Below are 20,425 nucleotides of genomic sequence, written 5' to 3' on the forward strand. Positions count from 1 at the left end.
GGCCCGCAGACGGACGGGAGGCGCGGTGCCGGCCGGCACCGCGCCTCCCGTCCGCCACGTGGGGGCGTCCGTCAGCTGGGGACGTCCGTCAGGACGACGACTCCCAGTCCGCCGGGCCGCGCGAGCCCGCGCGGTACTCCTCGAGCGGGACCTCGCCCGACTTCCAGGCGTTCACGACCGGCTCGACGATCTCCCAGCAGCGCTCCGCGACGTCGCCGCGGATCGACAGCAGCGGGTCGTCGTGGAAGATGCCGTTGAGGACCTCACCGTACGGGGTGAGCTCACCGTCGTCGAACGTCGACGACAGGGTGACCTGACCCATCTCGAAGGGGTTGCCGCCACCGTTCGCGGAGACCGACAGCTCGATCTCGTCCGGGTTGAGGACGATCCGGAGGGTGTCCGCCTTCGGGCGACCGGACAGGCCGGAGGGCAGGCGCGTCACCGGCTTGAAGGTGATGAGCACCTCCTTGCGGCTGGCGCCGAGCGCCTTGCCGGAGCGGAGCGTGAAGGGGACGCCCTTCCAGCGAGCGGTGTCGACCTCGACGGAGATCTCGGCGAGCGTCTCGGTCTCGCGCGACTTGTCGACGCCGTCCTCGTCCTGGTACGACGGCAGCTCCTTGCCGTCGATGGTGCCGGCCGTGTAGACCGCACGGCGCGAGGCGACCTTCGGGTCGCCGCCCTTGAGCTCGGTCGACCGGAGCACCCGGGCGAGCGAGGAGCGGAACTCCACGGCGTCGATGTCCGCCGGGGCGTCCATCGTGACAATGCCGAGGATCTGGAGCAGGTGCGACTGGATCATGTCGACCATCGCGCCGGCCTCGTCGTAGTACTGCGCGCGGTTCTCGAGACCGAGGGTCTCGTCGTAGAAGATGTCGACCTTCTCGATGTTGTCGGCGTTCCAGATCGGCTCGAACAGTCGGTTGGCGAAGCGCAGGCCGATGATGTTGAGGACCGTGGTACGACCGAGGAAGTGGTCGGTGCGGTGGACGCGCTCCTCGGGGACGAGCTCGAGGACGGTCTTGTTGAGGGCCTGGGCACTCGCGACGTCGGTGCCGAACGGCTTCTCGAACGCCAGGGTCGTGCCCTCGGGCAGCTCGACGTCCTGCAGTGCCTCGCAGATGTCGGAGGCGATCTGCGGCGGGAGCGCGAAGTAGAGGATCGGCTCGGCCTCGGCGGCGCCGAGCAGCGCCTTCAGGTGCGCGGGGTCGGTCGGGTCGCCCTGGATGAACTGCGTCGACTCGATGGTCGCATCGACCTCCGGGCCCTTGACGTCCTGCGACGCGAAGGACTTCGTCACGACGTCCTTCCACTGCTCCTCGCTGCGGGCGCTGCGGCCCGTACCGATCAGCTGGACGGGGACCGCTCGACCGCTCTGCAGGAACGTGCCGAGGCCCGGGAGCAGCAGGCGGGAGGCGAGGTCGCCCGTCGCGCCGAAGATGATGAGGGTGCGCTTGTCGGTCACCGGAGGTGAGTCCTTTCGCTGTCGTTACGAGGTCCGCACGGGTCAAGCCGCGGGCGGGCCGATTGATTCCCTGCGAGGTCCGGCGTACCCGCTCGGCGCCGAGAGCTCGGTCCGTGGTGGGGTACGGGTCGCGGACACACGTCGGGCGGCACCGGATGTGGTGCCGCCCGAGGTGTCAGGTGGGGATCGGGGTCAGTGCCCGAAGTTGCCGCGGTAGTACTCGTAGACCCAGCCCACGAGCGTCACGGTCACGAGCGCCAGCCCGATCGGGACGATCCAGAGACCGGCCGCGAGACCGAGGAAGCACACGGCCGTCGAGCCCGCGAGCAGGATCGGCCACCACGACCACGGGCTGAAGTGCCCGAGCTCGGCGTCGCCGTCCTCGATGTTCGCGTCCGGACGGTCCTCGGGCAGCACGCCGCCCTGCGAGGACATGACCTTGCCGAGGTAGAAGGCGATGAACGCCGACATGATCCCGGTGAGGCCGATCGCCACGGTGCCGACCCACTCGGGCCGCCCGTAGTAGATGAGCGCCCAGATGGTGTACGCCGCGTCCGCGAGGATGAAGAAGACGAACAGGATCCAGAACAGGTTGGTGTTGGCGCGCATGGCGTTACTTCACCTCGCCCTTCGCGGCGTCGTAGGTCGGGGCGTCCGGGGCGTCCTTCGCCGGGCCCACACCGATCGGCACACCGGCCTCGGGGTGGTTCAGGTCGAACGCCGGGGACTCGGATCGGATCCGCGGGATCGACGTGAAGTTGTGGCGCGGCGGCGGGCAGCTGGTCGCCCACTCGAGCGAGCGGCCGTAGCCCCACGGGTCGTTCACGGCGACCTTCGGCGCGTTCCGCGCGGTCACGTAGACGTTGAAGATGAACGGCAGGAACGAGATCGCGAGGATCATCGAGCCGATCGTCGACAGCTGGTTCATCCACGTGAAGCCGTCGTTCGGCAGGTACGTCGCGTAGCGACGCGGCATGCCGATGACGCCCAGCCAGTGCTGGATGAGGAACGTCGTGTGGAAGCCGATGAACAGGAGCCAGAAGTGGATCTTGCCGAGGCGCTCGTTGAGCATGCGACCCGTCCACTTCGGCCACCAGAAGTAGAAGCCGGAGAACATCGCGAACACGACGGTGCCGAAGACCACGTAGTGGAAGTGCGCGACGACGAAGTACGAGTCGGACACGTGGAAGTCGAGCGGCGGCGACGCCAGGATCACGCCGGTGAGACCACCGAAGGTGAACGTGATGAGGAAGCCGACGGCCCAGAGCAGCGGGGTCTCGAACGTGACCGAGCCACGCCACATCGTGCCGACCCAGTTGAAGATCTTCACGCCGGTCGGGACCGCGATGAGCATCGTCATGAGCGAGAACCACGGGAGCAGGACGCCACCGGTGACGTACATGTGGTGCGCCCACACCGTGACCGACAGGGCCGCGATGGAGATGGTCGCGTAGACGAGCGTCTTGTAGCCGAAGATCGGCTTGCGGCTGAACACCGGGAAGACCTCGGACACGATGCCGAAGAACGGCAGCGCGATGATGTACACCTCGGGGTGACCGAAGAACCAGAACAGGTGCTGCCAGAGCAGGGCACCGCCGTTGGCCGGGTTGTAGATCTGGGCGTCGAACACGCGGTCGAGGCCGAGGCCGAACAGCGCGGCGGCGAGGACCGGGAAGGCCATCAGGACGAGCAGCGACGTCACGAGGGTGTTCCACGTGAAGATCGACATGCGGAACATGGTCATGCCCGGGGCACGCATCGTGATGATCGTCGTGATGAAGTTCACCGCGCCGAGGATCGTCGAGAAGCCGGTCATGCCGAGGCCGAACACCCAGAGCGTCCCACCGAGACCCGGCGTGAACGTCGTGTCACTCAGGGGCGCGTAGGCGAACCAGCCGAACGACGCCGCACCCTGCGGGGTGAGGAAGCCGCCGACGGCGATGAGCGAGCCGAAGAGGTAGAGCCAGAAGGCGAACCCGTTCAGACGCGGGAAGGCGACGTCCGGCGCACCGATCTGGAGCGGCATGATCGCGTTCGCGAAGCCCGAGAAGAGCGGCGTCGCGAACATCAGCAGCATGATCGTGCCGTGCATCGTGAAGAGCTGGTTGTACTGCTCCTTCGTCGCGACCACCTGCAGGCCGGGCTCGAAGAGCTGGGCACGGATGACCAGCGCCATGATGCCGGCGAGCAGGAAGAAGACGAACGAGGCGATCAGGTACATGTACCCGATGGTCTTGTGGTCGGTGGAGGTGATCCACCGGACGATGATGTTGCCCTTCCGCCCGACCTTCGACGCCTGGAAGTCCGGCGTCGAGGGCCTGGTCGGCTGGCCGACGAGTGACGTTGTCATCTGACGAGCCCCTACTTGTTCTCGCTCGACGCCTCGACCGGCGCCTGGTTGTTCGGTTCGTTCGTGTTGGTGTCGTACTCGTTGCCGAGCAGACCGACCTTGCCCTGCTCGCGCAGGGTGTCGAGGTACTGCTGGTACTCGGAGTCGGACACGACCTTGACCTGGAAGAGCATCAGGGAGTGGTACTCACCGCAGAGCTCGGCACACTTGCCCTGGTACGTGCCCTCCTTCTGCGGGATGAAGTACTCGTAGTTGGTCTTGCCCGGGAGCATGTCCTTCTTGTAGAGGAAGTCGATGACCCAGAAGGAGTGGTCGACGTCGCGCGAGGAGAGCTCGATCTCGACCTTCTTGCCGACCGGCAGGTAGAGCGTCGGCAGCTGCGACTCGTCGATCGCGCCGGACCCGTTCTCCTCTTCCTGGGCCTGGATGCCCTGGTAGTAGACGCTGTCCTGCGGGTTGTCCTTGTCGATGTAGTTGAAGTCCCACGCCCAGCGCTTGCCGTACACGTGGATCGTCGCGTCGGGGTCGTCGAACGGCTTCTCGATCGCCGACTGGTCCTTCGCGGTGAAGGCGAAGAAGCCGAGCACCAGGATGAGCGGCACGATCGTGTAGAAGATCTCGAGCGGCATGTTGTAGCGCATCTGCACCGGCAGGCCGGTCTGGCCCTTGCGACGGCGGTAGACGATCGCGGCCCAGATGATCAGGCCCCACACGATGAGACCGACGGCGAGGAGCACGATCCAGCTCGTCGTCCACAGGCCGACGATGCGGCTCGTGTGGTTCGTGACGTCCTTGGTCTCCTCGGTGCCCGGGAGCCACCCGTTCATCTGCTGCTGCGTGCAGCCGGCCAGTGCGATGACCAGACCGACGGCCACCGGGACGGCCGCCCAACGTATACGGCGATTCGAACGCACTGTTACCTCTCGGAGTACATGGCACGGGAGCCGGTGGTGGAGGTGCTGTCAGCACGGAGGCCACGCATTGCTCGCTCCCAGCTTGGTTGGAACACTCCTAGCTTACTCGCAGCCGACGACAGCTCGCGCACGACCGACACGCTCCGAGCCCCGGAACGGCAGCTCCCGGGGCGGTTTTCCCCCGGTCCTGCCGCACGTGGACGCCGTCACGGACGACGAGCGGGGAGCGACCAGATCGGTCGCTCCCCGCTCGCGTGTCGGTTCGGTCGGCGGACAGTGGTCCGCCGGAGCCTCAGTGGAAGCTGTCGCCGCAGGCGCAGCTGCCCTGCGCGTTGGGGTTGTCGATGGTGAAGCCCTGCTTCTGGATCGTGTCCTCGAAGTCGACCGTCGCACCGTCGAGGTACGGGACGCTCATCTTGTCGACGACGACCTCGACCCCGCTGCCGAACTCGACCGTGGCGTCGCCGTCGAGCAGGCGCTCGTCGAAGTAGAGCTGGTAGATCAGGCCCGAGCAGCCACCGGGCTGGACGGCCAGGCGCAGACGGAGGTCGTCACGGCCCTCCTGCTCGAGCAGGCTCGCCACCTTCGCCGCCGCCGCGTCGCTGAGCCCGACGCCGTGTGCGCGTGCGTCCGTCGCCGGTGCGTTGTCGATGATGGTGTCGCTCATCCGCGCGTCTCCCTCCGGGCGGTGTCGGTCACCGCGCCTGGGGTCGATTGTAAGCACGGGAGCCGACAGGGCGGCGCATCCGTCCACGGGCCGTCCCGGGAGACGGACGGGAGGCCCGTGGCGGTGTCGCCACGGGCCTCCCGTCCGTCTGGGCGTACCTCAGGCGCGCGTCGCGAGACGCGCCAGCAGGATCGTCTCGGACGTGATCGCACGGTGCAGCACGCCGAGGTGCTGCGACTCGTTCGGGCTGTGCGCGCGGGTGTCGGGGTCCTCGACCCCGGTCACCAGGATCTGCGCCTCCGGGAACTCCGCCGCCAGGTCGGACACGAACGGGATCGACCCGCCGATGCCCTGCTCGACCGCGGCGTTGCCCCAGCCCTCGTGCATGGCGGTGCGGGCCTCCTGCACGGCCCAGCCCGCGGTGTCGACGAGGAAGCCGTCGCCGGTGTCGACCTCGGTGACCTCGAGCCGGGCGCCGAAGGGGACGTGGGCGCGGAGGTGCCGCTCGACCGCGGCGTACGCGTCCGTCGCCGCCTGGCCGGGCGCGATCCGGACGGACACCCGGGCGGAGACCGTCGGCAGCAGCGTGTTCGAGGCGTTCGCCACGCTCGGAACGTCCATGCCGGTGACGGTGATCGACGGCTGGAACCACATGCGCGAGAGGACCGGGCCGGTCCCGACGGGGCGGACCCCCTCGACGAGGGCGGCGTCGGTGGCGAGCTCGGCGTCGCTGCGCTCCGGGACGTCCGCCTCGTACGACGTGAGACCCTCGACCGCGACCGCGCCGTCGTCGTCGTGGAGCGAGGCGAGCAGGCGCGCCATCGGGATCATCGCGTCGGGGGCCGCGCCGCCGAACATGCCGCTGTGGCTCGCGTGCTCGAGCGTGGTGAGGGTCAGCCGGAAGGTGACGTTGCCGCGGAGCGACACCGTGATCGAGGGCACGTCCACCGACCAGTTGTCGCTGTCCGCCACGACGATGACGTCCGCGGACAGGTGCTCCTTCTGCTCGCGGAGGAAGGTGCGGAACGAGCGCGACCCGAACTCCTCCTCGCCCTCCACGAAGAGCACCACACCGAGGTCGAGGTCGTCGCCGAACTGCGCGTGCAGTGCGCGGAGCGACGCGACGTGCGTCATGACGCCGGCCTTGTCGTCCGAGGCACCCCGGCCGTACAGGCGGTCGCCGCGCAGCGTCGGTTCGAACGGCGGCGTCTCCCAGAGGGCGTCGTCGCCCTGCGGCTGCACGTCGTGGTGCGCGTAGAGCATCACCGTGGGCCGACCGTTGCGGGCCGGCCGGACCGCGAGGACGGCGGGCTGGCCGAGCTCGACCCCGGCGTGCTCGTCGACCGTCCCGTCGGCACCGGTCGGGGTCTCCCCCTCGACCGCGGAACGGACGATCCGGACCGCGTCGTCGGCGAAGACCCCGGTGGAGCGGGCGAGGTCCGCGACGGCCTCGGCGCTCGCCCGGACGTTCGCCGGGTCGAACGCCGACCACGACACCGACGGCAGCCGGACCAGCGCGGAGAGGTCCGCGACGGTGGTCGGCAGGGCCCCGTGCACGTGTTCGCGCAGGGCGTCGAGGAGTGCGGGGTCGGTCGCGGAGCTGTGCTGGTCGGTGTCGGTCATGTCCCGTAATCTAGAGGAGATCCAGCACGCAACCGCAGTCAGGAACGCACCGTGGCGAAGGCAGCCCCCAAGACCAACACGACCGTCAACCCGCCGGAGGAAGAACTCCTCGGGTCCGGCAAGGGTCGCCCGACGCCGTCCCGTCGCGAGCGCGAGGCCGCCAACCGTCGTCCCCTCGTCGGGAACAGCCCGGAGGACAAGAAGGCGGCGCGGGCGCGTCTCAACTCCGAGCGCGAGAAGGCCCGCGTCGGCATGGCGAACGGCGAGGAGCGCTACCTCCCCGCGAAGGACCGCGGCGAGCAGCGGAGGTTCGTGCGCGACTGGATCGACGCCCGCTGGAACGTCGGCGAGGTCATGATGCCCGTCCTCGTGCTGTTCCTCGTCGTCGGGTTCGCCGCCGCGCGGACCGCGCTGGCGTCGTACTCGCTCCTGCTCGTGTGGGCGTTCGTGGCGCTGTTCGTGCTCGACTGCATCGTCCTCTGGCTGTCGCTCCGCAAGAAGCTCACCGCACGCTTCGGTGAGATGCAGCGCGGGACGTTCCTCTACATCCTGACGCGGGCGTGGCAGCTGCGCTTCCTGCGCCTGCCTAAGCCGCAGGTGCGTCGCGGGCAGTACCCGACGCTCTAGCGCGGTCCCGTCGAGCGCCGTCCGGCTGAGCTGGGCGGCGCTCCGTCGTTCCCGGGCTCCCGGGCTCTCGGGCGAGATGCCGATCGCACCCGGGGTCCCGGCAGCTGGCTCCGAGCGTGCAGGATCCGTCAGGGTCGGGCTCCGGCGGCGACGGGATCCAGCCACTCGTCGAACGCGAGCGGCACGTCCTGCCCGCTCGATCACGCGGCCCCGCGGGCGGTCAGCGCCCCGCGCGCTCCTCGCGCCGCAGGCGTCGGCGCCGCAGCCGGTTGATGCGCGTCGCCCACGTCGGCCCCTCGTAGAGGAACGCCGTGTAGCCCTGCACGAGGGTCGCCCCCGCGTCGATGCGGTCCTGTACGTCCTGCTCGCTCGTCACACCACCGACCGCGATCACGCAGAAGTCGGACGGCACCGCGGCGCGCACCCGGCGCAGGACCTCGAGCGACCGGGCGGCGACCGGTGCCCCGGAGAGGCCACCCGCCCCCATCGCCTCCACCTCGGCGGCCGGCGTGACGAGGCCCGTCCGGGCGATCGTCGTGTTGTTCGCGATGACGCCAGCGAGACCGAGGTCGACCGCGAGTCCGGCGATGGCGTCGATCTGCTCGTCGGTCAGGTCCGGCGCGATCTTGACGAGCACCGGGGTGTTCCCGGCGGCGTCGCGGACGGCGGAGAGCAGCGGTCGGAGCTGGTCGAGCTCCTGCAGACCGCGCAGCCCCGGGGTGTTCGGCGAGCTGACGTTGACGGCGAGGTAGTCGGCGAACGGGGCGAGCAGCCGCGTCGACTCGAGGTAGTCGTCGACGGCGTCCTCGACCGCCACCACGCGGCTCTTGCCGATGTTGACCCCGATGACCGGACGTCCGGGGTTGCGGCGCGCCCGCTCGAGCCGTCGAGCCGCGCGCGCGGCACCGTGGTTGTTGAAGCCCATCCGGTTGACGAGTGCCCGGTCGGCGATGAGCCGGAAGAGCCGCGGCTTCTCGTTGCCCGGCTGCGGCTTCGCGGTGATCGTGCCGACCTCGACGTGCCCGAACCCGAGCAGCCCGAGCCCGGCGATCCCCCGCGCGTCCTTGTCGAACCCGGCCGCCAGCCCGAAGCGCGAGGGGAAGTGGATCCCCATCGTCGTGACGCCGTCGGCGGCGGAGGGCCGCGAGTACCGCTCGACGACGCCGCTCAGGAACGGCACGGCCGGCAGCGCCCGGATCACCGCGAACGCGATGTGGTGCGCCCGCTCCGGGTCCATGTTCGCGAACACCGACCGGAAGACCACGGCGTAGCCGTTGCGCACGGCCTGCTCGGCGAGACCGCTCATGCGCTGCTGCCCGCTCCGCCGCCGGTCTGCGTCGCCGCGTGGTGGTCGAGCCGGAGCTGCCCGATCGCCTCCTCGAAGTCCTCGAGCGTGTCGAACGCCTGGTACACGCTCGCGAAGCGGAGGAACGCGACCTCGTCGAGTTCGCGGAGCGGTGCGAGGATCGCGAGACCGATGTCGTTCGCGTCGATCTGGCTCGACCCCGACGCCCGGACGGTCTCCTCGACGCGCTGCGCGAGGACGGCCAGGTCCCCGTCGGTCACGGGGCGGCCCTGGCACGCCTTGCGGACTCCGGAGACGATCTTGTCGCGGCTGAACGGCTCGGTCACGCCGTTGCGCTTCACGACGTTGAGCGAGGCGGTCTCGGTCGTCGAGAACCGGCGTCCGCAGTTCGGGCACTGGCGGCGTCGACGGATCGAGGTGCCGTCGTCGCTCGTGCGGGAGTCGACGACGCGGGAGTCCGGGTGGCGGCAGAAGGGGCAGAACATGTCGCTGCCCAGGCTATCGGCTCGGCCGCACCAGGGCCGCGGCGCCGAGCCCGTGGACGATCAGGCCCGATCGATCCACTCGGTCGCAGCCCGTTCAGTCCGCTCGACCGGTCCGCTCCGTGACGGCCGCGCCGTGGCCGGGCAGCTGCTCCTCGGTCGACAGCGCGACGATGTGCGGAGCGACCTCGGCCAGCGCCGCTGCGGTGTAGCGGATGACCTGCTGCGGCCGCAGGAACGTCGACGCGGACAGGCCGGAGCCGAACCGCGCCTGGCCGCCGGTCGGCAGCACGTGGTTCGACCCGGCGAGGTAGTCCCCCAGGCTCACGGGCGTGCTCGGCCCGACGAACACGGCACCCGCCGCGTCGATGTCGGCCAGCACGGCGTCGTCGTCCGCGGTCTGGATCTCCAGGTGTTCCGGTCCGTAGGCGTTGCTCACGGTCGCGGCGTCTGCGAGCGAGTCCACCAGCACGACGGCCGACTGCGGACCGTCGAGTGCGGTCTGGAGGCGCGCAGCCGTCCCCAGCGCCGCCACCCGTTCCGGGATGGCCGCCTCCACCGCGTCGGCGAACGTCGCCGACGTCGTCACCAGCACGCTGCCGGCCTGCTCGTCGTGCTCCGCCTGGCTGACCAGGTCGGCGGCCACGTAGCCCGGGTCCGCGGAGCCGTCGGCGATCACGAGGATCTCCGTCGCCCCGGCCTCGGAGTCGATGCCGACCACGCCGCGCACCAGGCGCTTCGCGGCGGCGACGAAGTTGTTGCCCGGCCCGGTCACGAGGTCGACCGGTTCGAGGCCGATCTCGGCGACGCCGTACGCCAGGGCTCCGACCGCGCCGGCACCGCCCATCGCGTACACCTCGTCGATGCCGAGGAGCCCCGCTGCGGCGAGGATCGTCGGGTGCACCCGCCCGCCGTGCGCACGCTGCGGCGGCGACACGAGGGCGATCGAGCCGACCCCGGCGACCTGCGCGGGCACGACGTTCATGACGACGCTCGACGGGTAGACGGCCTTGCCGCCGGGCACGTACAGGCCGACGCGGCGCATGGGCTGCCAACGCTGGTGCACCTCGGCGCCGTCCGCGAGCGTGGTGACGGAGCCGGCGGGCACCTGTGCGGCACTCGCCGCACGGACGCGGCGGATGGCCTCGTCGAGAGCCTCGCGGAGCGCCGGGGCGAGCCCGGCCACGGCGGCGGCGATCTCGGCGGCGGGCACGCGGACGTGCTCGGGCGCTCCCCCGTCGAACCGCTCGGCCTGCTCGCGCAGTGCCGACGCCCCGTGGCGTCGGACCGCGTCCACGAACTCGCGCGCCGCGTCGACGGCGTGCGAGACGTCGCCGACGGCGCGCGGCATGAGGCGGAGGAGGTCGGCACGGGCGGGCAGTCCGCCGCGGAGGTCGATTCGCTGCATCATCAGACCGCCAAGCCTACCGACGCCTTCCTGCTCGCCGAGCCTGCTCGACCGTGCCCGTTCGACCGTGCCCGTTCGACCGCGTCACACCAGGCAGCGCGGGCCGAGCAGGCTCTTCAGCTCGCCGAACAGGTCCGGCGTCAGGTTCACCGGGAACGGCAGCTCGAAGGTGCGCGCGACGGAGTCCTTGAGCAGCCGGAGCCGCACCTCGGTCTCCCCCGTGTGCCGGCCGAGCACCGCTGCGAGCTCGGTGACGATCTCGGTCGTCGCCTGCCGCTCGGGCACGGACAGCGTGAGCGGGCCGGAGCCCATCGCGTCGCCGACGTTCGGCTGGAACATGCTCACGGCGTGCAGGGCCTTGCCGTCGTCGCGCACGTTGACGCGACCGCGGAGCACCACGATCGAGTCGGCGACGAGCGACGGACCGAACTCCTGGTACGTCTTGCCGAGGAACATGACGCCGATCTCGCCGCCGAAGTCCTCGATCTGGACGATCCCGTACGGGTTGCCGCTCGACTTCGCGACGCGGTGCTGCACGCTCGTCAGCAGCCCGGCGACCGTGACGGTCTCGCCCTCGATGCCGTCGTCGGCCGCGATGACGTCCGCGATGGTGATCGACTGGTGCTTCGCGAGCTCGATCTCGAGCCCCGCCAGCGGGTGGTCGGACACGTAGAGCCCGAGCATGTCGCGCTCGAACGCGAGCTTGTCGCGCTTGGCCCACTCGGGACGCTCGGGCACCTGCGACACCGGGGCCGCCGCGGGCTGCTCCTCGGCGACCTCGGCGAACAGCGAGTCGAAGTCGAAGCCGACGTTGCCGTGGGCTTCGTCACGCTTCACCTTGACCGCGCTCTCGACCGCCCCCTCGTGGATCTCCACGAGTGCGCGACGCGAGTCGCCGAACTCGTCGAAGGCGCCCGCCTTGATGAGCGACTCGACGGTCCGCTTGTTCGCGGACGAGATCGGGATCTTCCGGAGGAAGTCGTGGAAGGACTCGAACGCGCCCTTCTCCGTCCGCGCCTGCACGATGTCGTCGACGACGTTGAAGCCGACGTTGCGGATCGCACCCATGCCGAAGCGGATGTCGTCGCCGACGGCGGCGAAGAAGCCGATCGACTCGTTGACGTCCGGCGGCATGACCCGGATCCCCATGCGGCGGCACTCGTTGAGGTACAGCGCGAGCTTGTCGCGCGCGTCGCCGACGCTCGTGAGCAGTGCCGCCATGTACTCGGCCGGGTAGTGCGCCTTGAGGTACGCCGTCCAGAACGACACCACGCCGTACGCCGCCGAGTGCGCCTTGTTGAACGCGTAGTCGGAGAACGGCAGCAGGATGTCCCACAGCGTCTTGATGGCAGCGGCCGAGTAGCCGTTGTCCTGCATGCCCTTCTCGAAGCCGGCGTACTGCTTGTCCAGCTCGGACTTCTTCTTCTTGCCCATCGCGCGACGGAGGATGTCCGCCTGGCCGAGGGAGAACCCGGCGACCTTCTGCGCGATGGCCATGACCTGCTCCTGGTAGATGATCAGGCCGTAGGTCGTGCCGATGATGTCCTGGAGCGGTTCCTCGAGCTCCGGGTGGATCGGGGTGATCGGCTGCTCGCCGTTCTTGCGGAGCGCGTAGTTCGTGTGCGAGTTCGCACCCATCGGCCCCGGACGGTACAGGGCGATGAGCGCGGAGATGTCCTCGAAGTTGTCCGGCTTCATGAGCCGGAGCAGCCCGCGCATCGGACCGCCGTCGAGCTGGAACACCCCGAGGGTGTCACCGCGCTGCAGCAGCTGGTAGGCCGCCTCGTCCTCGAGCCCCATGGTCTCGAGGTCGAGGTCGATCCCCCGGTTCGTCTTGATGTTGTCGAGGGCGTCACTGATGATCGTGAGGTTCCGGAGCCCCAGGAAGTCCATCTTGATCAGGCCGAGCGACTCCGCAGCCGGGTAGTCGAACTGCGTGACGATCTGACCGTCCTGCTCACGCTTCATCACCGGGATGATGTCGATGAGCGGCTCGCTCGACATGATGACGCCGGCGGCGTGGACGCCCCACTGACGCTTCAGGCCCTCGAGTCCGAGGGCGGTGTCGAAGACGGTCTTCGCCTCCGGGTCGGTCTCGACGACCGTCCGGACGTCGACCGCCTCCTTGTACCGGGGGTGGTCCTTGTCGAAGATCCCGGTCAGCGGGATGTCCTTGCCCATCACGGGCGGCGGCATCGCCTTCGTGAGCTTCTCGCCCATGCCGAACGGGAAGCCGAGCACGCGAGACGAGTCCTTCAGCGCCTGCTTGGCCTTGATGGTGCCGTACGTGACGATCTGCGCGACGCGCTCCGACCCGTACTTCTCGGTGACGTACCTGATCGCCTCACCGCGGCGCCGGTCGTCGAAGTCGACGTCGAAGTCGGGCATCGAGACGCGGTCCGGGTTGAGGAACCGCTCGAAGATGAGGCCGTGCCGGATCGGGTCGAGGTCGGTGATGCGCATCGCGTACGCCACCATCGAGCCGGCGCCGGAACCACGGCCCGGACCGACCCGGATGCCGTTGTTCTTCGACCAGTTGATGAAGTCCGCGACCACCAGGAAGTAGCCCGGGAAGCCCATCTGGTTGATGATCCCGACCTCGTAGTCGGCGCGGTCCTGGACCTCCTTCGAGATGCCGCCCGGGTACCGGTACTCGAGCCCCTTCGCCACCTCCTTCTCGAACCAGGAATGCTCGGTCTCGCCCGCGGGGACGGGGAACTTCGGCATGTAGTTGGCGGCGGTGTCGAACTCGACGTCGCACCGCTCCGCGATGAGCAGCGTGTTGTCGCACGCCTCGGGGTGGTCGCGGAAGACGTGCCGCATCTGCTGCGGGGTCTTGAGGTAGAACTCGTCGGCGTCGAACTTGAACCGGTTCGGGTCGTTCAGCGTCGAGCCGGACTGCACGCAGAGCAGCGCCGCGTGCGACTTCGCGTCGTGCGAGTGCGTGTAGTGCAGGTCGTTCGTGCCGACGAGCGGGATGCCGAGGTCCTTCGAGATGCGCACGACGTCCTCGATGACACGGCGTTCGATCTCGAGGCCGTGGTCCATGATCTCGGCGAAGTAGTTGTCCTTGCCGAAGATGTCGCGGTAGTCGGCGGCGGCCTTGAGCGCCTCGTCGTACTGTCCGAGGCGCAGGCGCGTCTGGATCTCGCCGGACGGGCAGCCCGTCGTCGCGATGATGCCCTCGTGGTACTGGTCGAGGAGCTCGATGTCCATGCGGGGCTTGAAGTAGTACCCCTCGATCGACGCGCGGCTCGACAGCCGGAACAGGTTGTGCATGCCCGTCGTGTTCTCGGCGAACATCGTCATGTGGGTGTACGCGCCGGACCCCGAGACGTCGTCGCCGCCGCCGTCGCCCCAGCGCACGCGCGTCTTGTCCGAGCGGTGCGTGCGGGGCGTGATGTACGCCTCGGTGCCGATGATCGGCTTCACGCCGCCGGCCTTCGCGGCCTTCCAGAACTCGAACGCCCCGAACATGTTGCCGTGGTCGGTGACCGCGACGGCGGGCATGCCCTGCGCGGCGGTCTCGGCGACGAGGTCGCTCAACCGCGCCGCACCGTCGAGCATCGAGTACTCACTGTGCACGTGCAGGTGGACGAAGGAGTCGGATTCCGACACGGGACCTCCGGTTTCGACGGGGACTGCTGCGGGGCGGGACAACTCTAACCGCCGGCACCGACCTCCCCGGCGTGTCCGCCGGGTCGGCCGGCCGCCCGCGCCCGCGAGCGGGCAGGACACGCCGCAGCCGTCCCGTCGGGCGGGCGGAACGCGTCGGCTGGTGCCGCCGAGCGTGACAGATGCTGCCCGCTCGGGGGACGGCGACAGACGCGACCCGGTGACGGACGGGAGGCGCGTGGCGGCGCCGCGACGCGCCTCCCGTCCGGACGTGCGCTGGGCTGGGCTGACTCGGCGCCGGACGAGCGTGCAGGACACGCCGCGCGGTGATCGCCGAGCGGGCGCGGATCGTCGGGCGGAGGTACCGAGCGTTGCAGATCGGGCCCGCTCGGCGAGCCGCGAAACGACCAGCCGCCCCGCCTGCGACCCCTACGCCGACGCGGCGCGGATGCGCTCGAGCGCCTGCTGCAGGTCGTCCGGGTAGTCCGCCTGGAACTCCACCCACTCGCCCGATCGCGGGTGCTCGAACCCGAGCCGCACCGCGTCGAGCCACTGCCGCGTGAGCCCGAGCTCGGCCGCGAGCACCGGGTCCGCCCCGTAGGTGGTGTCCCCGACGAGGGGGTGGCGCGTCGCCGCCATGTGCACGCGGATCTGGTGCGTGCGCCCCGTCTCCAGGTGCACCTCGAGCAGGGTGGCCGCCCGGAAGGCCTCGAGCGTCGCGTAGTGCGTCACGCTCGGCTTGCCGTCGGCCGTCACCGCGAACTTCCAGTCGCTCGACGGGTGCCGGCCGATGGGCGCGTCGATCGTCCCCGAGGTCGGGTCGGGGTGTCCCTGCGCGAGCGCGTGGTACACCTTCTCGACGGTGCGCTCCTTGAACGCCCGCTTCAGGTGTGTGTAGGCGAGCTCGGTCTTGGCGACGACCATCAGACCGGAGGTCCCGACGTCGAGCCGGTGCACGATGCCCGCGCGTTCGGCGGCGCCGGAGGTGGCGATGGTGAAGCCCGCGGCGGCCAGGCCTCCCGGAACCGTCGGCCCGTCCCACCCGGGTGACGGGTGCGCGGCGACGCCGACGGGCTTGTCGACCACGACGATGTCGTCGTCGTCGTGCACGATCGTCATGCCCGGCACCGCGGCCGGCACGATGCGGGGCGGTTCCTTCGGAGCCCACTCGACCTCGAGCCACGAGTCGGCGTGCAGGCGGTCGGACTTGCCGACCTCGACGCCGTCGACCCGGACCCCGCCGGCCGCGACGACGTCGGCCGCGAACGACCGCGAGAACCCGAGGAGCTTCGCGATGGCGGCGTCGACGCGCTCGCCCGCGAGCCCGTCCGGCACCGGGAGGGAACGGTGCTCGCTCACGTCGCGTCGTGCCCGAGGACGTCGCGACCGTCGCGCGGCGCACGCGGGTCCGGTTCCGGACGGGAGGCACGGCCCGCGCCGGCGACGTCGGTGCGCGTCGACGGGGTGGTCGCGTCCTCGTCGGTCCGTGCCGCCGCGGCGTCGGCCGCGCGCTGCTGCTTCGCGGAGAGCGCCCGGGTGCCGTCGAGGTTGACCCCGAGGACCACGAGGAGCACGAAGACCACCATGCTGACGCAGATGAACGAGTCCGCGATGTTGTAGATCGCCGGCATCATCCACGGTGTCGAGATGAAGTCGACCACGTGGCCCCGGCCGAACCCCGGCTCGCGGAAGAGCCGGTCGAGCAGGTTGCCGAGCGCGCCGCCGAGCAGCATGCCGAGCACGATCGCCCACCACATCGAGCGGATACGCCGGGCGTAGACCACGATGGCGACGACGACCGCCGTCGAGACGATCGAGAACACCCAGGTCATGTTCACCGCGAACGAGAACGCGGCCCCCGGGTTCCGGACGTACAGGAGCTGGAGTGCGTCACCGAGGACGGGCACCACCTGGCCGTAGGGCAGGTTCGCGACCACGAGCGCCTTGACGCCCTGGTCGAGTGCCACCACGACGACAGCGGCGAAGGCCAGTGCCGCGATCGCGCGGACACTGACCTTCGCTCGTGGTGCTGGTCGGGACAACGTCAGTTGCCGAAGCCCTGCGCCGACGCCGGCGCGGGGGTGAGACCGGACTGCTCGGAGCCCGAACCACCCAGCTCGTCGAGCTGCCCCTGGATGTAGCTCTTGAGCTGCGCACGGTAGTCACGCTCGAACGTGCGGAGCTCGTCGATCTTGCCCTCGAGCTGGCGCTGCTCCTGCTCGAGCACCGCGACACGCTGACGGTTCGTGTTCTCGGTGTCGGCGATGATCTGGCGCTGCTTGGCCTCGGCCTCGTTCACGAGACGGGCGGCCTGCGCGGTGCCCTCGGCGATGAGCGCGTCGCGCTTCTCGATGCCCTCGCGGACGTGCTCCTCGTGGAGACGACGGGCGAGCGTGAGGAGGTTCGTGGTGCCCTCGGTGTCCTCGTCGGCGGGGACCGTCGACGGGGCGGGAGCGGCGGCCGCGACCGGCGCGGGCTCCGGAGCGGCGGCGACGGGGGCCGGCTCGGGCTCGGGCGTCGGAGCGGGCTGCTCGTCGTGCTCCGCGGTGGTCTGCGCGTCGGCGGGCTGCTCGACCGCGGCCGGCTTCGGCGCCGACTCGGCGGCCTGCAGGCGCTGCCGGAGCTCGTCGTTCTCGGCCGTCAGGCGACGGAGTTCGACGACGACCTCGTCCAGGAAGTCGTCGACCTCGTCCTGGTCGTAGCCTTCCCGGAACTTCGTCGGCTGGAACCGCTTGTTGACTACGTCTTCCGGCGTCAAAGCCATTGCCGTCACCTCGATAGAACTGCTGAACGTGTGGAACCACTTGCGTCGCGACCGAACCTACCAGTCACGTCGAGCGGTGCGGACGTCCGCCGGGGCGGACATCGATCCCGACCACCGTACACCGGAGCCGGATCGGAACCGTGACCTTCGCCTGGGCGTGGCGCGTGTCGCGGCGGAACGCGGTCAGAAACCGCGTGCGAGGCCCCCGACGATCACCCGGAGGATGATCACCACGAGCATGACGATGGTCCACCCGAAGTCGAGCGCCACCGGCCCGAGCCGCAGCGGCGGGAGGAGCCGCCGGACGAACCGGATCGGCGGGTCGGTCAGGGTGTAGACCACGTCGGCGACGACCAGCAGGGCGCCACGGGGACGCCACGACCGGCTGTAGGCCTGCACGATGTCGAACGCGAACCGGCCCCACATCACGAAGAAGTAGAGGAGGAGGGCGAAGGAGAGGATCCCGAAGACCAGTGACACGATGGGGCTCGCTCGGCTCGGGTGCGTCCGTCGTCAGGACGGCCGCACGGGGCGGGCTGAACCGCGGGGACGGCTCAGGACTGGGCGAAGAAGGACGCCTCGATGTCGGACTCTACCTCAGCCGGCTCACCGCTCACCGCGACGTGGGCGGGCGAGAGCAGGAAGACCTTGTTCGTGACGCGCTCGATCTTGCCGAACAGCCCGAGCGACAGGCCCGATGCGAAGTCGATCATGCGACGCGCGTCCGACTCGGTCATCTGCGAGAGGTTGATGATGACGGGGATGCCGTCGCGGAAGCTCTCGGCGATGGACTGGGCGTCCTTGTACTCGCGCGGGTGGACGGTGAGGATCTCGTTCATTTCCTGGACCGGGGTCGCCTTCTGTGCGGTCGTGTGCGAGCGGCGGAGCGGGGTGACCTGGGCGCCGCGCTGGTGGGTGTGCGTCTTGGGCTCGGCGGGTGCCGCAGCGGGTGCGGCGGCGGCCGGTGCCTCCGGCGCCGGGGTCGCGGCCGCCGTGGCGACGGGAGCCGGGGCGGGGGCGGGCTGGCGCGTCTGCGCCGGAGCCGCCTGCTGCTGCTCGTCCTCGTACAGTTCCTCGTCGGCGAGGCCGAGGTAGACCATCGTCTTCTTGAGCGGGTTGGCCATGGTTCCTCCGGAGTTCGTGCTCGTGGATGCCCTGGGACGAGGCTAGGGCGCGACCGGCCGGTTTCCCGTGATTGCCGTGCCGATGCGGAGGTGTGTCGCGCCCTCGGCGATCGCCTCCGCGAAGTCGCCGCTCATGCCGGCCGAGACGTCGGTGGCGCCGGGCGCGAGGGACACGACACGCTCGGAGATCGCGCGGAGCCGGGCGAAGGCACGTCGGGGCTCCTCGTCGAGCGGTGCGACGGCCATCACCCCGCGCAGGCGGACCGTGCCGGCCGCCAGGACTCGTTCTGCCATCGCCTCGACGTCCTCCGGCTGGACACCGCCGCGGCCGGGGTCGTCGGTGAGGTTGACCTGGACGAAGCCGTCGATCACACGCGGGTCCGGCTCGGCGTCCGTCGGCGCGAAGGCGTCGACGACCGAGTCGCGGTCGAGCGACTGCACGACGTCGGCGTACCGCCGCGCCTGGCGTGCCTTCTTCGACTGCAGCTGTCCGACGAAGTGCCAGGTGAGGTCGAGGTCGGCCAGCTCGGCGGCCTTCGCCTGGGCCTCCTGGTGCCGGTTCTCCCCCACGTCGGTGACGCCGAGCGCGGCGAGCTCGCGGACGAGGGAGGCCGGGTGGTACTTGGTGACGACGACGAGCGTCAGCTCGTCGGCCGAGCGCCCCGCGGCGCGGGCCGCGTCGGCGATCGCGGACCGGACGGACGCGAGACGCGCCTCCAGTCCGTCACGGTCGGCGGTCTGGAGGCGCGTCTCGGCAGCCACGGGAGGCTTACTTCAGGAAGTCGGGGACGTCGAGCTCGTCGTCGTCGTCGAACGCCGGGTCGGCGGCACGACGCACGGGCGCCTCGTGCTCCTGCGACGACCAGGACGGCGCGCTCGTCGCGGTGTCCTCGATCGCACCGGTGCCGGCCGCGCCGGACGACGCACCCGCGCCGCCCTCGGGGTCGACCCAGCTCGAGCGGTGCTGCTTCTGCTGCTGCGAGCTCGGCTCGCCGCCGTCGAAGCCCGCGGCGATGACGGTCACGCGGACCTCGTCGCCGAGGGTGTCGTCGATCACGGCACCGAAGATGATGTTGGCCTCGGGGTGGACGGCCTCCTGCACCAGGCGCGCGGCGTCGTTGATCTCGAAGATGCCGAGGTTCGAGCCGCCCTGGATCGACAGGAGCACGCCGTGCGCACCGTCGATCGAGGCCTCGAGCAGCGGGGACGCCACGGCGAGCTCGGCGGCCTTGATGGCACGGTCGGCGCCCCGCGAGGAGCCGATGCCCATGAGCGCCGAACCGGCACCCTGCATGACCGACTTGACGTCGGCGAAGTCGAGGTTGATGAGACCGGGCGTGGTGATGAGGTCGGTGATGCCCTGGACACCGGCGAGCAGGACCTGGTCGGCGGTCGCGAACGCCTCGACCATGGAGATGCCGCGGTCGCTGATCTCGAGCAGACGGTCGTTCGGCACGACGATGAGCGTGTCGACCTCGTCCTTGAGCGACGCGACGCCGTTCTCGGCCTGCGACTGACGACGCTTGCCCTCGAAGCTGAACGGCTTCGTGACGACACCGATGGTGAGCGCGCCGATCGACTTCGCGATGCGCGCGACCACTGGCGCACCACCCGTCCCGGTGCCGCCGCCCTCGCCGGCCGTGACGAAGACCATGTCGGCACCCGCGAGGGCCTCCTCGATCTCCTCGGCGTGGTCCTCGGCGGCACGACGGCCGACCTCGGGGTCCGCGCCGGCGCCGAGGCCGCGGGTGATCTCGCGGCCGACGTCGAGCTTGACGTCGGCGTCGCTGAGCAGCAGTGCCTGTGCGTCGGTGTTGATCGCGATGAACTCGACGCCGCGGAGGCCGAGCTCGATCATGCGGTTCACGGCGTTCACGCCGCCGCCGCCGACACCGACGACCTTGATGACGGCGAGGTAGTTGTGGTTCGTGGTCACGTCAGTCGGGCCTCCGGTCGAACCCTCAACCTCTACTTGAAGTTCAGGGGCAATGCTGGTAGATGTGGTGCTCCCCCGACGCTACGGGTGTGCTCCGCAGGCTGTCGCCCCGCCACGCCGCGTGTCGCCGATCGCGGTCGTCGATTC

General features: G+C 70.2%; 18 protein-coding genes. 1 reads left to right on the top strand and 17 read right to left on the bottom strand.

Annotated features, from left to right (window positions below; genetic code table 11):
- Positions 1–88 precede the first annotated feature (88 nt).
- The 6 genes from Cus16_RS03345 to Cus16_RS03370 form a co-directional block, all read right to left on the bottom strand.
- Complete coding sequence (locus Cus16_RS03345; RefSeq protein WP_069711145.1) at positions 89–1,462, bottom strand: glucose-6-phosphate dehydrogenase; 1,374 nt, start codon at positions 1,460–1,462, stop codon at positions 89–91.
- Positions 1,463–1,654: 192 nt separating this feature from the next.
- The gene (locus Cus16_RS03350; RefSeq protein ID WP_069711146.1) at positions 1,655–2,071 is read right to left on the bottom strand and encodes a cytochrome c oxidase subunit 4; all 417 of its coding nucleotides are present in this window, start codon (positions 2,069–2,071) and stop codon (positions 1,655–1,657) included.
- A 4-nt stretch (positions 2,072–2,075) separates the two neighbouring features.
- Positions 2,076–3,812 (bottom strand): cytochrome c oxidase subunit I, encoded by a 1,737-nt coding sequence (ctaD, locus tag Cus16_RS03355; RefSeq protein WP_069711147.1) that lies wholly within the window; start codon positions 3,810–3,812, stop codon positions 2,076–2,078.
- 11 nt (positions 3,813–3,823) lie between these two features.
- The gene (gene coxB, locus Cus16_RS03360; RefSeq protein WP_069711148.1) at positions 3,824–4,726 is read right to left on the bottom strand and encodes a cytochrome c oxidase subunit II; all 903 of its coding nucleotides are present in this window, start codon (positions 4,724–4,726) and stop codon (positions 3,824–3,826) included.
- Positions 4,727–5,018: 292 nt separating this feature from the next.
- Positions 5,019–5,393: a HesB/IscA family protein gene (locus Cus16_RS03365; RefSeq protein WP_069711149.1), complete on the bottom strand. Its 375-nt coding sequence runs from the start codon at positions 5,391–5,393 to the stop codon at positions 5,019–5,021.
- A gap of 159 nt (positions 5,394–5,552) precedes the next feature.
- The gene (locus Cus16_RS03370; protein WP_069711150.1) at positions 5,553–7,016 is read right to left on the bottom strand and encodes a dipeptidase; all 1,464 of its coding nucleotides are present in this window, start codon (positions 7,014–7,016) and stop codon (positions 5,553–5,555) included.
- A gap of 51 nt (positions 7,017–7,067) precedes the next feature.
- Between Cus16_RS03370 and Cus16_RS03375 the strand changes: the two genes are divergently transcribed.
- Positions 7,068–7,643 carry a DUF3043 domain-containing protein gene (locus Cus16_RS03375; RefSeq protein WP_069711151.1) on the top strand — a complete coding sequence of 192 codons (576 nt, stop codon included), beginning with the start codon at positions 7,068–7,070 and terminating at the stop codon, positions 7,641–7,643.
- A 220-nt stretch (positions 7,644–7,863) separates the two neighbouring features.
- Here Cus16_RS03375 and Cus16_RS03380 read toward each other — a convergent pair whose 3' ends face one another.
- The 11 genes from Cus16_RS03380 to ftsZ all read right to left on the bottom strand — a co-directional run bounded on the left by Cus16_RS03380 (position 7,864) and on the right by ftsZ (position 20,278).
- On the bottom strand, positions 7,864–8,949 hold the full coding sequence (locus Cus16_RS03380) for a quinone-dependent dihydroorotate dehydrogenase (RefSeq protein ID WP_069711152.1): 1,086 nt from the start codon (positions 8,947–8,949) through the stop codon (positions 7,864–7,866).
- The gene (nrdR, locus tag Cus16_RS03385; protein WP_069711153.1) at positions 8,946–9,434 is read right to left on the bottom strand and encodes a transcriptional regulator NrdR; all 489 of its coding nucleotides are present in this window, start codon (positions 9,432–9,434) and stop codon (positions 8,946–8,948) included. Before nrdR ends, Cus16_RS03380 begins: the two co-directional genes overlap by 4 nt.
- 94 nt (positions 9,435–9,528) lie before the next feature.
- Complete coding sequence (gene hisD / locus Cus16_RS03390; RefSeq protein ID WP_069711154.1) at positions 9,529–10,842, bottom strand: histidinol dehydrogenase; 1,314 nt, start codon at positions 10,840–10,842, stop codon at positions 9,529–9,531.
- Between the two features lie 81 nt (positions 10,843–10,923).
- The gene (gene dnaE, locus Cus16_RS03395; protein WP_083263649.1) at positions 10,924–14,457 is read right to left on the bottom strand and encodes a DNA polymerase III subunit alpha; all 3,534 of its coding nucleotides are present in this window, start codon (positions 14,455–14,457) and stop codon (positions 10,924–10,926) included.
- A 426-nt stretch (positions 14,458–14,883) separates the two neighbouring features.
- Positions 14,884–15,813, bottom strand: coding sequence for an RluA family pseudouridine synthase (locus Cus16_RS03400; RefSeq protein WP_069711155.1), 930 nt, complete (start codon positions 15,811–15,813; stop codon positions 14,884–14,886).
- Positions 15,810–16,496, bottom strand: coding sequence for a signal peptidase II (lspA, locus tag Cus16_RS03405; RefSeq protein WP_223246500.1), 687 nt, complete (start codon positions 16,494–16,496; stop codon positions 15,810–15,812). Before lspA ends, Cus16_RS03400 begins: the two co-directional genes overlap by 4 nt.
- Before the next feature lie 2 nt (positions 16,497–16,498).
- Complete coding sequence (locus tag Cus16_RS03410) at positions 16,499–17,218, bottom strand: DivIVA domain-containing protein (RefSeq protein WP_069711157.1); 720 nt, start codon at positions 17,216–17,218, stop codon at positions 16,499–16,501.
- 183 nt (positions 17,219–17,401) lie between these two features.
- Positions 17,402–17,698 (bottom strand): YggT family protein, encoded by a 297-nt coding sequence (locus Cus16_RS03415; protein ID WP_220456212.1) that lies wholly within the window; start codon positions 17,696–17,698, stop codon positions 17,402–17,404.
- Positions 17,699–17,772: 74 nt separating this feature from the next.
- Entirely contained in the window at positions 17,773–18,342 is a 570-nt protein-coding gene (locus Cus16_RS03420; protein ID WP_069711159.1) for a cell division protein SepF, read from the bottom strand.
- 42 nt (positions 18,343–18,384) lie between these two features.
- Positions 18,385–19,104: a YggS family pyridoxal phosphate-dependent enzyme gene (locus Cus16_RS03425; protein ID WP_069711160.1), complete on the bottom strand. Its 720-nt coding sequence runs from the start codon at positions 19,102–19,104 to the stop codon at positions 18,385–18,387.
- Positions 19,105–19,111: 7 nt separating this feature from the next.
- Positions 19,112–20,278 carry a cell division protein FtsZ gene (gene ftsZ / locus Cus16_RS03430; protein ID WP_069711161.1) on the bottom strand — a complete coding sequence of 389 codons (1,167 nt, stop codon included), beginning with the start codon at positions 20,276–20,278 and terminating at the stop codon, positions 19,112–19,114.
- Positions 20,279–20,425: the final 147 nt, after the last annotated feature.

Origin of the sequence: Curtobacterium sp. ER1/6, from assembly GCF_001742745.1 — a bacterium.
Classification (GTDB): Bacteria; Actinomycetota; Actinomycetes; order Actinomycetales; family Microbacteriaceae; genus Curtobacterium; species Curtobacterium citri.

Bases quoted from the DNA above. Each gene is read 5' to 3' on its own strand.
- Cus16_RS03350 (WP_069711146.1), bottom strand. From the start codon at position 2,071: ATGCGCGCCAACACCAACCTGTTCTGGATCCTGTTCGTCTTCTTCATC.
- ctaD (WP_069711147.1), bottom strand. From the start codon at position 3,812: ATGACAACGTCACTCGTCGGCCAGCCGACCAGGCCCTCGACGCCGGAC.
- Cus16_RS03365 (WP_069711149.1), bottom strand. From the start codon at position 5,393: ATGAGCGACACCATCATCGACAACGCACCGGCGACGGACGCACGCGCA.
- Cus16_RS03370 (WP_069711150.1), bottom strand. From the start codon at position 7,016: ATGACCGACACCGACCAGCACAGCTCCGCGACCGACCCCGCACTCCTC.
- Cus16_RS03380 (WP_069711152.1), bottom strand. From the start codon at position 8,949: ATGAGCGGTCTCGCCGAGCAGGCCGTGCGCAACGGCTACGCCGTGGTC.
- nrdR (WP_069711153.1), bottom strand. From the start codon at position 9,434: ATGTTCTGCCCCTTCTGCCGCCACCCGGACTCCCGCGTCGTCGACTCC.
- hisD (WP_069711154.1), bottom strand. From the start codon at position 10,842: ATGATGCAGCGAATCGACCTCCGCGGCGGACTGCCCGCCCGTGCCGAC.
- Cus16_RS03410 (WP_069711157.1), bottom strand. From the start codon at position 17,218: ATGGCTTTGACGCCGGAAGACGTAGTCAACAAGCGGTTCCAGCCGACG.
- Cus16_RS03420 (WP_069711159.1), bottom strand. From the start codon at position 18,342: ATGGCCAACCCGCTCAAGAAGACGATGGTCTACCTCGGCCTCGCCGAC.